Consider the following 12,325-nt stretch of genomic DNA (forward strand, 5'->3'; position numbering starts at 1 on the left):
CGACACCACCATCTCCGCGGGCGGGATCGGCCTCTCGGGCGGGCAGCGCCAGCGGGTGGGGATCGCCCGGGCACTGCTGGTCGACGCGCCGGTGGTGCTCCTGGACGAACCCACCGTCGGGCTCGACGTGACCGCTGAGGAGCTCGTGGTGCAGGCCCTGACCCGGTTGGTCGAGGATCGCACGGTCATCATGACCACCCATCAACCGGCGTTGACTCGGCTGGCCACGCGCACGGTGCACCTGCATCGCTGCGGCGTCCTCGAGGAGGCGCCGCCCCTGCCCACCGAGAGGCCGCCGGCGCAGAGGCCACCGGACGACAGGCCCTCGACCGACCCAATCCTGAGCGGGATGCCGGCCACCGCGGTGGGCGTCGCCCCGGGGGTGCGCGGATGACGACCACGACGAGCGGGTGGCCGGACGCGGGCGAGCCGTCCCGGACCGAGCACGTGGTGATGATCATCAGGCACGCGGAGAAGCCCGGCCATGCCGGCATCCCGCGCGGCATCACCCCGGAGGGAAACTTCGACCGGCACTCCCTCACCGTGAACGGGTGGATCCGGGCCGGGGCGCTGGTCGGGCTGTTCGCCCCGTCCCGGGGGGAACCGCCGGCCGGTCTCTACCGGCCGGACACGGTGTACGGCACGGCTTACGAGAACGGCCACAGCAAGCGGTCGGTGCAGACGGTGACGCCGCTGGCCGCCCGGCTAGGCCTGGACGTGGTCCGGCGCTACGCCGCGGGCGACGAGGCCCACCTGGCCAGGGAGCTCACCTCCCGTCCCGGTGCCACCGTGGTGGCCTGGAACCACGAGAACATCCACAGGATCGCCGCGGAACTGGGCGAGGTGACTCCGGCCCCACCCGCCCACTGGCCCCGCGACCGTTACGACATCGTGTGGACCTTCACCCGCAACGGGAACGGCTGGCGGTTCGCGCAGGTGCCGCAGATGCTCCTGCCCGGTGACCTGCCCTACCCGATCGTCGACCTGGTGCCGACCGGGTCGGTCACGGTGTGACCCACCGTTCCCTTGGACCGGGCGACTCGCTGGGGCAGGGGTAGTGCGCGGGCGGACCGGGCGGCGGGGGCGGCGGCATGATCGTTGCGACATGTGGCTCTTGGCCCTCGAGAGGGCCGAACCGCGGATCTCGCGCTGATCATGGACGCCGACGGCCGCGATAGAGGTCAGGTCAGAACAGCCTGCCGAGAGCGCTGGGCAGGTCCGGCAGGCCGGAGAGGTCGAGCCGGAAGTGCTCCTCCAGCACGGCGCACACCGCGGCCGGGCTCTCGAGGGTGCGCCGCTCGGTCGGGCCGTCGAGGTGGTGGACCGCGAAGGAGGTGCCGTTGAGGGCGTAGCGCCGGTCGGTGTCGGGACGGGCGGCCATCACGGTGGCCAGGAAGTGGGACGCCGGGTGGTGCCCGAGGTACCAGTTGGTGACCTCGTAGTCGGCCAGGTGCTGCGGGGTCAGGTCGAACCGGTACAGCGGCCGCCACTCGGCACCGACCCGGGCCTGCACCACGAAGCCGTCGCCGTCGGCCAGCAGGCGGAACGGCTCGTGCGGGGTGGCCTGCGGGGCGTCGGGCTCGAGCGCCAGCACGCCGGTGAGGGTGAGCCCCCCGAAGCCGACGTCGACCACGTGCGGGCCCTCGGGCAGGTCGACGCGCAGCAGCATGTGGCCCCGTGGCGAGACCGGCGCGTCGGCCGGTCTGCTCCACAGCACCCGGGCCGCGAGCCCGGTGGTGCGGTAGCCCAGGGTGTCGAGGGCTGCACGCAGCAGGTTGTTCTGCTCGAAGCACCAGCCGCCCCGGCCACCGTCGACGAGCTTCGCGGTCAGGCTCTCCCGGTCCAGGAGCACGTCCCGGCGGGTGAAGGGGTCGAGGTTCTCGAACGCGATCGCCCGGGTGTGCGCCGCGACGATGCGGCGCAGGGTGGGGAGGTCGGGCCCGGTGACCTCGGGCGAGCCGATCCGGTCGACATACGCGGTCAGAGCCGGGGTTTCCGGGCTGGTGATGGTCATATGGATCATTCTGCGAGGTTCACCCGGGTTGTGGTCAACTGTTCGGTTCGAGCAGCCACGGATGCAGGTTCCGGTAGCCGCGGACGGCCAGTGGCCGCAACGGGCGCACCGCGAAGCGGGGGTCGTCCGCGAGTGCCTCGGCGACCGTGCGGTCGACGAGCACGGAGTCGGGGTGGGCGTGGGTGGTGAGCCGGGCGGCGATGTTGACGACCTCGCCGTAGACGTCCCCGTACCGGACGAGGACGGGCCCGGCGGCCAGCCCGATCCGCAGCCGGGGGAGTACGGGTTCGGCGCTTACGCGGCGGAGCAGTCCCAGCGCGATCGCCGCGCCGTCGGCGATCTCGTCGGCGACGAACAGCACCTCGTCCCCGACCGTCTTGACGATGCGGCCGCGCCCGTCCGCGATCACCTCGGTGGTGCTGGAGCCGAACCGCTCGATCATCTCGCCGAGCTCCGCGGTGGAGCGGCGCCGGGTGGTGCGGGTGAAGCCCACCATGTCCGCGAAGCCGACGACCAGCGGCCAGGTGTCGGGGGAGCCCGCCACGGTCCCGGACGTGACCAGCGACCGGTGGACCGTGGCGGCGAGGTGGCGGCGCCACACGTAGGTCTGCAGCTCCTGCAGGGCAGGCACCACCGCGGTGGTGATCTCCAGGACCTGCTGCGCCGTGACCTCCTCGGGCCGGCTCTCGACCAGCCGCCGGACCAGACCGACCTGCCACTCCGCGAGTCGCGACATCTGCTGGGCGACGGCCCGGGCGACCGCCTCCCGGACGTCGGGATCGAGCACGCCTGCCTCGGTGAGTCCGGACATCAGCTGCGCAGCGTCGATGTCGCGCTGGGTGAACAGGACGGCGTCGTCGGCCACCTCGGCGAACCCGAGCGAGCGCCACAGCCTGCGGCCCTCCTCCTGGTCGAGCCCGGCCGCCGCGCTCACCTGCAGGCGTGTGTAGCGCCGCGGCGCCCCGAGCACGACCTCCTCGAGCGCCTCGTCGAGCGGGAGGCCGGACCGGCCGACCGGCTGCCGTCCGCGGAGCAGCCTGGCGATGCCCGCCAGCCACCCGCCGTCGGCGCCGGCCACGTCAGGTGGTGTGCACGATGAGCACGTCCACGCCGGCGCGGCGCGCGACGTCGGCGGGGACGGAGCCGAGCAACCGCCCGCTCAGCGTGTTGAGCCCGCGGTTCCCGACGACGAGCAGGTCGGCGTTCGTGTCGGCGACGGCCTTGCGCAGCACCTCCACCGGCGCGCCGTCGGCCGCCACCGTGCGGACCCGGCCCGCGCCTGCGGTGAGGGCGCGGTCCTCGGCCGACCGCAGCGTCTCCTCCGCCGGGGTCCAGCCGCGCACGAGGTAGGCCTCCTCCTTGAGGACGTCCTCGGCCTCGGCAGTGTCGTCCCGGCCTGCCGGGGTGTAGGCGCAGACGATGACGAGCTCGGCGTCGCTGTCGCCGGCCACGGCGGCGGCGCGGTCCACGGCGGCGAAGGAGGTGGCGGAACCGTCGGTGCCGACGACGATGGTGCGGTAGGCGGACATGGGAGCCTCCGTCTGGGGGAAACGTCGGCCGTGAGGTTACCGCCGGTAGCAGGAACGGCCGCGGCCCGGTTCCCCCCGTCAGGCGGTCGGGGCGGCCTCGTCGGGCACGGCCGGAGCAGGTGGACGCAGTGCGGGTCCCACCAGCCTCCGGCGCAGCCGCCAGTCGGCCCGGCCGAACAGCGCGTTCATGGTGGACACCATGCCGCGGAGATCGCCACGCCCGGTGAGGTAGGCCCAGCGGTGCCGTTCGGGCAGCCCGAGGAACACCTCGAAGAACCCCGGCACCTCGGCGGGCGGCATCCGCAGCAGTGCCTCCAGCCCGACGCGGCGCAGGCGGTGCACGGCACGGGCGGCGGTGGGCCAGACCGCAGCCTCGGCCGCGGCCAGCGCGTCGCGCGGGCCGGCCGGGAGGTGGGCGGCGACGGCGTCCGCCACCGCGGGCGCGAGGGTGAGCGAGGTCGCCACGCTGAACCCCGTGGCCGGATGCACCAGCGGGGCCGCCGCGCCGAAGCCGAGCACCCCGGGCGTCCGGTGCCGTGGCGAGTCGACCGGGAAGCGCACGCGTTCGACCGGCGCATCGGCCTGCGGCGTGACGCCGCGGGCGGCCAGCCGCGCGAACAGCCTGCGCCGCAGCACCGCCACGGGAAGCGCGGGGCGGCGCGCCAGCGAGGTCTCCTCGAGCAGTACCGCGCCGCCCCCGAGCGGCACGGCGTAGAGGAACGTCGGCCAGCCCGGCTCGCCGTGGTCGCGGCGCCAGTCCATGAACAGCGCCGTACCCGGGGTGACGACGGGGGCGGCGGCCGACTCCTCGACCACGACCCCGAAGGCCGTCTGCTCCGCCGACGGGCGCCCGGGTCCCGGCTCGGGTGCCGTCCGGAGCGGCTGGCGGCGGCCCCCGGCGTCGACGACGACCGCGGCGTGGACGTGGCTCCCGTCCGCGAGCGCGACGGTGCCGGGTGCGTCCCACCCGGCCACCCGCCCGGCCGTGACAGTGACGCCCGCGTGGCCGAGGCGGGAGTCGAGGTGCGCCCGCAGTGCCGGGACGTCCAGCACGGCGTAGTCCCAGCCCAGGTCGTGGTGGGTGAGTGCGGTCGCCCGCCCGCGCACGGTGGCGGCGACGACGGACGCGGGCAGGCCGGGCGGCAGCTCGCCGGCCCAGCAGCCGTAGGTCACCCGCCACGGCGCGTCGGGCGCCGGGTCCACCAGCAGGGTCCGCAGCCCGCGGAGGCCACACTCCGCGGCCAGTGCCCGGCCTGCGGGACCGCCGCCGACCACGAGGACGTCCGTTGCGGGGCGGGGCACGGGCCCGTTCTACCGGTACGGGCGGCCATTAGCCTGCTGCGGTGACCGATCAGAGGGCACTCGCCCCGGAGGCGGGGTCCGCACCGGGCCCGGCGGACGGCGGGCCGGACGCGGGGCCGGCGGCCGGCGCCGTCGACCACACGGCCCGCGTGGCCCGGCGTTCGCGGACGGCGGAGACCGGTGCGGCACTCGCCCGCAGCCCGTTCCGCGTCGACCGGGACCGGATCGTGGCCTCGCCGTTCTTCGCCCGCCTCGCCGGGGTGACCCAGGTGGTCAGCCCGACGGGCTCGGGCCTGCTCGTCCACAACCGGCTCACCCACAGCCTGCAGGTGGCACAGGTGGCCCGCGCGATCGCCGAACGCCTGACGGGCGACCCGGCCGCGGCGCCCGTGGTCGACCGGCTGGGCGGCCTCGACGCCGATGTCGTCGAGGCCGCGGCGCTGGCCCACGACCTCGGGCACCCGCCCTTCGGTCATCTCGGGGAGCAGGTGCTCGACCGGCTCGCCCGCGAGCGGCTCGGGTTGCCCGACGGGTTCGAGGGCAACGCGCAGAGCTTCCGCATCGTCACGACGATCGACCTGCACGGCCCCGGCGGCACGGGGCTGGACCTCACCGCCGCCGTCCGGGCCGCCGTCCTGAAGTACCCGTGGTCGCGGCGGGGCCACCCCGATCCGCACCCGAGCGCGGCCGCGCTGCCGCCGCGCGGCGCCGGCCCGTTGCCGGGGGCACCGGAGGCCGGGTCCGCCAAGTTCTCGGCGTACGCCACCGAACTGGACGACCTGCGGGCGAGCCGCGCGGCGTTCGGCCGGGTCGGGCCGTGGCAGCAGACGGTCGAGGCGGCCGTCATGGACATCGCCGACGACATCGCCTACGCGATCCACGACGTCGAGGACTTCCACCGGGTCGGCGTGCTGCAGCAGGCCGGGGTGGCGGGCGAGCTCCGCGGCTGGCAGCGCGCCGGTGCCGCGGCCGGAGCCGACCGTCCCGGGGGCGCCCTGGAACGGCTGCGGCGCCGGTTGTGCGACAAGGACGGCTGGGCCTACGAGGACGACGCGTTCGCCGCCGCCGTCGAGCGGGTGCGCGCCGAGCTGGCGGACGGGCTCCTGGCCGCGTCGTTCGACGGGTCGATGGCGGCGGAGCGGGCCGTCGCGGAGTTCTCCGCCCGCTGGACGGCCCGCCTCGTGGGTGGGGTGCGGCTGCTGTCCGACCCCCCGGTCCGCTCGGCGCACGTCACGCTGGCCACCGAGCAGTGGCACGAGGTGGCGGTGCTGAAGTTCGTGCACCGCCGGTTCGTGCTGGAGCGCGCCGACCTCGCCTCCCACCAGCGGGGACAGGCCACGGTGCTCGCCGGCCTGGTCGGGGCGCTGCACGACTGGCTCTCCGGCGACGACGACGAGACGCACAAGCCCCCACGGCTGCGCGACCTCGTGGCGCTGGCCCGTGATGAGTTCGCCGCGCTCGTCCCCGCCGCGGACGTGGACCGGATGGCCCGCGGCCGCGCGGTGGTGGACTACGTCGCGTCCCTGACCGACGGCCAGGCCAGTGCGCTGCTCGACGTGCTGACCGGGCGCTCCGCGCGGCTGTGGACCGACGCGGCCGTGTTGTAGAGAAGAGGTCAGCCCGAACCCAGCGAGCCGGTGGCCAGGATCCCCCCGTCGATCCGCACGGTCTCGCCGGTGATCCACGACGCCGCGTCGGACACCAGGAACCCGACGAGCTGGGCGATGTCCTCGGGCTCGCCCAGGCGCTTGAGCGGGTAGGCGGCGCTGACCTTCTCCTCGCCCTCGGCATAGAGCGCGGTGGCGAACTTCGTCTTCACCACCGACGGGGCCACGGCGTTGACGCGGATGCCCGGCCCGAGCTGCCACGCCAGCTCCTCGGTGAGCCGGATCAGCGCGGCCTTGGACGCGCCGTACACCGGGATCGCCCCCGTGGACCGCAGCCCCGCCGTGGATGCGAGGTTGATCACCACGCCCCCGTGGTCGCGCATCCACGCCCGGTAGGCCAGCTGCACGAACGCCAGCGCCGCGACCACGTTGGTGTCGAAGATCTTGCGGACCGCACCCAGGTCGGCCTCCATGAGGTCGCCGTAGATCGGGTTGATGCCGGTGTTGTTGACCAGGATCCCGAGGCTGCCGAAGGCCTCGACGGTCTTCGTGACCGCCTCCGCGCGCGACTCCTCGGAGCCGGCGTTGCCCGGCACCGCGAGCACCCGGGAGGCGTCGCCACCTGCGGCGTCGGCGACCAGCTTCTCGGCGGCGGCGGCGAGCTCGTCGGGCTTGCGTGCCGTGATCGTCACCGAGGCGCCGCGGGAGAGCAGCTCGCCTGCGATGGCGAACCCGATGCCGCGGCTCGCACCGGTGATGAGGGCGGCCCGGCCGGACAGGTCGGTGAGATCGGTCATGCGCGGCACCCTACTGACCGAATCCGCTCGTGGCGGTCGGTACTCTGGGTGCGTGGTCCGGACCGAGTAGCGAAGCAGTGGCTCTCCCTGCCCGCGCACGCCCTCTCCCGGACCTTCTGGAGTTCTCCTCGTGATCACCGCTACAGACCTGGAACTGCGGGCCGGGTCCCGCATCCTCCTGTCCGGGGCCAACCTGCGTGTCCAGGCAGGTGACCGTATCGGGCTCGTCGGGCGCAACGGCGCAGGCAAGACCACCTCGATGCGGGTGCTGGCGGGCGAGGGCGAGCCGTACGGCGGCGCGGTCAGCGCCAACAGCGCGGTCGGCTACCTCCCGCAGGACCCTCGCGAGGGCGACCTGACCGTCACGGCCAAGGACCGCGTCCTGTCCGCCCGTGGCCTCGACGAGATGCTGCGGAAGATGGAGAAGGCCCAGACGGCGATGGCCGAGCTGGTCGACGGGGCGCAGAACGACAAGGCCGTGCGCGAGTACGGGCGCATCGAGGAGCGGTTCTCCGCCCTCGGGGGGTACGCCGCCGAGAGCGAGGCCGCCCGCATCTGCGCCCACCTCGGCCTGCCCGACCGCGTGCTCCACCAGCAGATCGCCACGCTCTCCGGCGGTCAGCGCCGCCGCGTGGAGCTGGCGCGCATCCTGTTCGCCGCGTCCGACGGCGGCGGCGGGGGAGCGCCCAGCGCCACCACGCTGCTGCTCGACGAGCCCACCAACCACCTCGACGCCGACTCGATCACCTGGCTGCGGTCCTTCCTCGCCGCCCACGACGGTGGCCTCGTCGTGATCAGCCACGACACCGACCTGCTGGCCGCCGTCGTCAACAAGGTGTGGTTCCTCGACGCCACGCGCGGCGAGGCCGACGTCTACAACATGGACTGGAAGCGCTACCAGGAGGCGCGCGCCACCGACGAGAAGCGCCGCCGCCGCGAGCGCGCCAACGCCGAGAAGAAGGCGGCCGTGCTGCACACGCAGGCCGCGAAGATGGGCGCCAAAGCCACGAAGGCGGTGGCCGCCAAGAACATGGCGCGCCGCGCCGACCAGATGCTCGCGGGCCTCGAGCCCGAGCGGAAGAACGACCGGGTGGCGAAGATCCGGTTCCCCGACCCGGCGCCGTGCGGGCGCACCCCGCTCACCGCCGAGGGGCTGAGCAAGGCGTTCGGCTCGCTGGAGGTGTTCACCGGCGTCGACCTCGCGGTCGACCGGGGGGCCAAGGTCGTCGTGCTCGGGCTCAACGGCGCCGGGAAGACCACCCTGCTGCGGCTGCTGGCCGGCACCGAGGCGCCCGACGCCGGGCGCGTCCTGCCCGGCCACGGATTGCGCACGGGGTACTACGCGCAGGAACACGACACGCTCGATCTCGATGCGACTGTGTGGGAGAACGTTCGGCACGCTTCTCCGGACACTCCGGAACAGCAACTGCGTACATTGCTGGGATCGTTCATGTTCTCCGGCGACCAGCTCCAGCAACCCGCCGGCACGCTCTCGGGCGGGGAGAAGACCCGCCTCGCGTTGGCCGGTCTCGTCTCGAGTGCAGCCAACGTCCTCTTGCTCGACGAACCGACGAACAACCTCGATCCGGCGAGCCGGGAACAGGTTCTCGATGCTTTGCGGCGCTTCGCCGGTGCCGTCGTACTCGTCACGCACGACTCGGGTGCGGTGGAGGCGCTACACCCGGACAAGGTGATCGTGCTGCCCGATGGCACCGAGGATCTGTGGTCCGCCGAGTATCTCGAGCTCGTGCAGTTGGCCTGATCGGGGGATTTGCACCCCCGCGGGTACCACCCGATCGGACAAAGTTATTCCGCATGTCGTGTTGACCTGCGGTGATCCTCCGGTCCGTACGGAGTGCAGGGTGCGCTCTCCCGAGCGACAAAGAGGCGGCGGGGGAGTGACAGCGAGGTGAGATTCGTGCGGCAATGATCACCCGTCCGCGTGGTCCGTTCGGCGGAACCGTTCACCGATCATCGAGTGGATCTCCTGGTTAGAGCTTCCATGGAGGACGATCATTGCGCGCACCGGGGGGCCGGGAACGAACCGCGCGCGGAAGTTCCGCCGCGGACAGAGGAGGAAACGGCCGTGGCCGACCTGAAGAAGGGTGCACGTATCACCGGCACCCAGCGCGACAAGCTCGCTACCGATCTCAAGAAGAAGTACGAGAAGGGCGCGAGCATCCGGGCCCTCGCCGAGCAGACGGGCCGGTCGTACGGTTTCGTGCACCGGGTCCTGAGCGAGACGGGCGTTCCGCTGCGGGGGCGCGGCGGGGCAACGCGTACGAAGAAGAAGTAGTAGATCCGCTGCGGGCTAGCCTGCCCGCATGACGACAGCGGTGATGGACCCCGGTCTCCTCGAGCGCGGTGGGCTCGTGCTCGACGTCGACGGTCCGCGGGCCACGATCAGGCTCGCGCGGCCCGAGGTGTTGAACGCGCAGATGCCCGCCACGTGGGAGGCGCTCCGCTCTATCGGCGAGGCGCTTCCCGACGAGGTTCGAGTGGTGGTCGTACGTGGCGAGGGCCGGGCGTTCTCGGCCGGTCTCGACAAGCGCTTCTTCACGGCGCAGGAGATCGACGGAACGCCCGGCATCGCCGGCATCGCCTCAATGCCCGACCGGGAAGCCGACGCCGTCATCGCCGGTTTCCAGGCCGGTTTCTCGTGGCTGCGCCACCCGGCACGGGTCACCGTGGCGGGGGTGCAGGGCCACGCGATCGGAGCGGGGTTCCAGCTCGCGCTGGCCTGCGACCTGCGGGTGGTGGCCGACGACGTGCAGTTCTGCATGGCGGAGACCTCCTTGGGGATCGTCCCGGACCTCGGCGGTACCCACCCGCTGGTACACACCGTCGGCTACGCCCGCGCGGTGGAGATCTGCCTGACCGGGCGCCGGGTGGGAGCGGAGGAGGCGGTGGCGTCGGGGCTCGCACTGCGTGCGGTACCCGTCGCGGAGCTGGACGCCGAGGTCGACGCCCTCGTCTCCGCCCTTCTCACGGCCCCACCCGGGGCCGCCACCGAGACCCTCGGCCTGCTCTCCGGGGTGGCCGAGGGTCTCGACCCCGCCGACGCCCTCGCAGCCGAGCGGGCCGCCCAACTGCGCCTCCTGCGGGCCATGGTTCCCGCCGAGAGCTGATCCGGGGCGAGCGGGAGTAAACGGACGCCGTCGCGGCGTTGCTGCGCTGAGACAGCTTCTGTAACCGTGTAAGTAGGGGGGCCGCGGTGGACCGCGCCTGGGGGATGATGCGGGGCGTCGCCCGCGGAGCGGACGTGCCGACGTCGGTGAAGAAGGGCACGGTCCCGCGGATCTGGACCTTCGCCCGGCCCTACCGGCGGTGGCTGCTGGCCTTCCTGCTGCTCACGGTCGTCTCGGCGACCATCGGGGTGCTCACCCCGGTGCTGGCGGGGCGCGTGGTGAACACCATCGTGGCCCGCGGCGACGTCTCCGCGGCCGCGGGCACCGTGCTCGGCCTGGCCACGGGCATCGCGGTCCTCGCCGTGCTGGAGGCAGTGGTCGGCCTGGTGTCGCGCTGGTTCTCCTCCCGCATCGGCGAAGGGCTGATCGTCGACCTGCGCCGCGCGGTGTTCGAGCACGTGCAGCGGATGCCGGTCGCGTTCTTCACCCGCACGCGGACCGGCGCGCTGGTGAGCAGGCTCAACAACGACGTGATGGGCGCGCAGTCGGCGATCACCTCGACTCTGGCGTCCGTGCTGAGCAACGCCGTCCAGCTTGCTCTCGCCCTCGGTGTGATGATCAGCCTCGCCTGGCAGGTGACGCTGCTGGCGCTGCTGCTGCTCCCGATCTTCGTGCTGCCGGCCCGCCGGATGGGCCGCACGATCGCCGACCTGCGGCGCGAGTCGGCCGACCTCAACGCCGGCATGAGCACGCAGATGACCGAGCGGTTCTCCGCGCCGGGCGCCACCCTGGTGAAGCTCTTCGGCCACCCGGAGTCGGAGGCCCGCGAGTTCGGCGAGCGGGCCGAGCGGGTGCGCGACATCGGCGTGCGCACCGCGATGGTCTCGCGGGTCTTCGTCACCGCGCTCTCGCTGGTCTCGGCGCTGGCCCAGGCGCTGGTCTACGGCCTCGGCGGCTACCTCGCGGTGACCGGTCAGATCGAGCCGGGCACCGTGGTCACCCTCGCGCTGCTGCTGACCCGCCTGTACACGCCCATGACCGCGCTCGCCAACGCGCGCGTCGACGTCATGACGGCACTCGTGTCGTTCGAGCGGGTCTTCGAGGTGCTCGACCTGCTGCCGATGATCAGGGAGAAGCCGAGGGCCGTCGACCTGCCCGACGGGCCCGTCGGCGTGCGCCTGCGCGGGGTCCGGTTCGGCTACCCGAACGCGGAGCAGGTGTCGCTGGCCTCCCTGGAGGAGGTGGCCGTGCTGGACAACCGGGTCAACGAGGAGGTGCTGCACGGGATCGACCTCGAGGTCGGCCCCGGCCGGCTGCTCGCGCTGGTCGGGTCCTCGGGCGCCGGCAAGTCGACGCTGGCCTCGCTGGTCCCGCGGCTCTACGACGTCGACGCCGGTGCGGTCGAGCTGTCCGGGATCGATGTGCGGGACCTGACGTTCGCCGCGCTGCGCGGCGCGGTCGGGGTGGTCACCCAGGACGGGCACCTGTTCCACGACACCATCCGCGCCAACCTGCGCTACGCCTCGCCGGACGCCACCGACGCCGAGATCGTCGACGCGCTGCGCCGGGCGCGCCTGGGGGAGGTGCTAGACACGCTGCCCGACGGCCTCGACACGGTGGTGGGGGAGCGCGGGTACCGGCTGTCCGGAGGGGAGCGACAGCGGCTCACCATCGCCCGTCTCCTGCTGGCCAGGCCGCGCGTGGTGATCCTCGACGAGGCCACGGCGCACCTGGACTCCGAGTCGGAGGTCGCCGTGCAGGCCGCTCTCGCGGAGGCGCTCGCCGGCCGCACCGCCATCGTGATCGCCCACCGGCTCTCCACCATCCGCGCCGCCGACGAGATCGCGGTGGTCGACCACGGACGGATCGTGGAGCGGGGGACCCACGAGGAACTGCTCGCACTCGACGGCCGCTACGCGGTGCTGCACCGCACGCAGTTCGCCGACGG

At 73.4% G+C, this 12,325-nt stretch carries 12 protein-coding genes; 7 read left to right on the forward strand and 5 right to left on the reverse strand.

What is annotated here, in order from left to right; translation table 11 throughout:
- A partial coding sequence (locus HF577_RS39470; RefSeq protein ID WP_169400023.1) for an ATP-binding cassette domain-containing protein occupies positions 1–394 on the forward strand: 394 nt, incomplete at its 5' end.
- Complete coding sequence (locus HF577_RS33560; RefSeq protein ID WP_169400024.1) at positions 391–1,014, forward strand: hypothetical protein; 624 nt, start codon at positions 391–393, stop codon at positions 1,012–1,014. The genes HF577_RS39470 and HF577_RS33560, both read left to right, overlap by 4 nt.
- Positions 1,015–1,186: 172 nt before the next feature.
- On the opposite strand, the gene HF577_RS33565 is transcribed toward HF577_RS33560, so the two are convergent.
- From HF577_RS33565 to HF577_RS33580, 4 genes are all read right to left on the reverse strand, one after another.
- Positions 1,187–2,014, reverse strand: coding sequence for an arylamine N-acetyltransferase family protein (locus HF577_RS33565; protein WP_169400025.1), 828 nt, complete (start codon positions 2,012–2,014; stop codon positions 1,187–1,189).
- Positions 2,015–2,048: 34 nt separating this feature from the next.
- On the reverse strand, positions 2,049–3,092 hold the full coding sequence (locus HF577_RS33570) for an adenylate/guanylate cyclase domain-containing protein (protein ID WP_312859552.1): 1,044 nt from the start codon (positions 3,090–3,092) through the stop codon (positions 2,049–2,051).
- Between the two features lies 1 nt (position 3,093).
- On the reverse strand, positions 3,094–3,543 hold the full coding sequence (locus tag HF577_RS33575; RefSeq protein WP_169400026.1) for a universal stress protein: 450 nt from the start codon (positions 3,541–3,543) through the stop codon (positions 3,094–3,096).
- Positions 3,544–3,621: 78 nt separating this feature from the next.
- Positions 3,622–4,845 carry a lycopene cyclase family protein gene (locus HF577_RS33580; RefSeq protein ID WP_169400027.1) on the reverse strand — a complete coding sequence of 408 codons (1,224 nt, stop codon included), beginning with the start codon at positions 4,843–4,845 and terminating at the stop codon, positions 3,622–3,624.
- Positions 4,846–4,994: 149 nt separating this feature from the next.
- Between HF577_RS33580 and HF577_RS33585 the strand changes: the two genes are divergently transcribed.
- Positions 4,995–6,452 (forward strand): deoxyguanosinetriphosphate triphosphohydrolase family protein, encoded by a 1,458-nt coding sequence (locus HF577_RS33585; RefSeq protein WP_169400033.1) that lies wholly within the window; start codon positions 4,995–4,997, stop codon positions 6,450–6,452.
- Positions 6,453–6,460: 8 nt separating this feature from the next.
- On the opposite strand, the gene HF577_RS33590 is transcribed toward HF577_RS33585, so the two are convergent.
- Positions 6,461–7,249, reverse strand: a complete 789-nt coding sequence (locus HF577_RS33590; RefSeq protein WP_169400028.1) for an SDR family oxidoreductase — start codon at positions 7,247–7,249, stop codon at positions 6,461–6,463.
- Positions 7,250–7,379: 130 nt separating this feature from the next.
- Between HF577_RS33590 and HF577_RS33595 the strand changes: the two genes are divergently transcribed.
- The 4 genes from HF577_RS33595 to HF577_RS33610 form a co-directional block, all read left to right on the forward strand.
- Positions 7,380–9,011 (forward strand): ABC-F family ATP-binding cassette domain-containing protein, encoded by a 1,632-nt coding sequence (locus tag HF577_RS33595; protein WP_169400029.1) that lies wholly within the window; start codon positions 7,380–7,382, stop codon positions 9,009–9,011.
- A 324-nt stretch (positions 9,012–9,335) separates the two neighbouring features.
- On the forward strand, positions 9,336–9,545 hold the full coding sequence (locus HF577_RS33600; RefSeq protein WP_169400030.1) for a helix-turn-helix domain-containing protein: 210 nt from the start codon (positions 9,336–9,338) through the stop codon (positions 9,543–9,545).
- Between the two features lie 28 nt (positions 9,546–9,573).
- Positions 9,574–10,377 carry an enoyl-CoA hydratase/isomerase family protein gene (locus HF577_RS33605; RefSeq protein WP_169400031.1) on the forward strand — a complete coding sequence of 268 codons (804 nt, stop codon included), beginning with the start codon at positions 9,574–9,576 and terminating at the stop codon, positions 10,375–10,377.
- Between the two features lie 107 nt (positions 10,378–10,484).
- The coding region (locus HF577_RS33610; protein ID WP_169400034.1) for an ABC transporter ATP-binding protein at positions 10,485–12,325 on the forward strand (1,841 nt) is incomplete at its 3' end.

Source organism: Pseudonocardia xinjiangensis (genome assembly GCF_012911925.1).
GTDB classification, from domain to species: domain Bacteria; phylum Actinomycetota; class Actinomycetes; order Mycobacteriales; family Pseudonocardiaceae; genus Pseudonocardia; species Pseudonocardia xinjiangensis.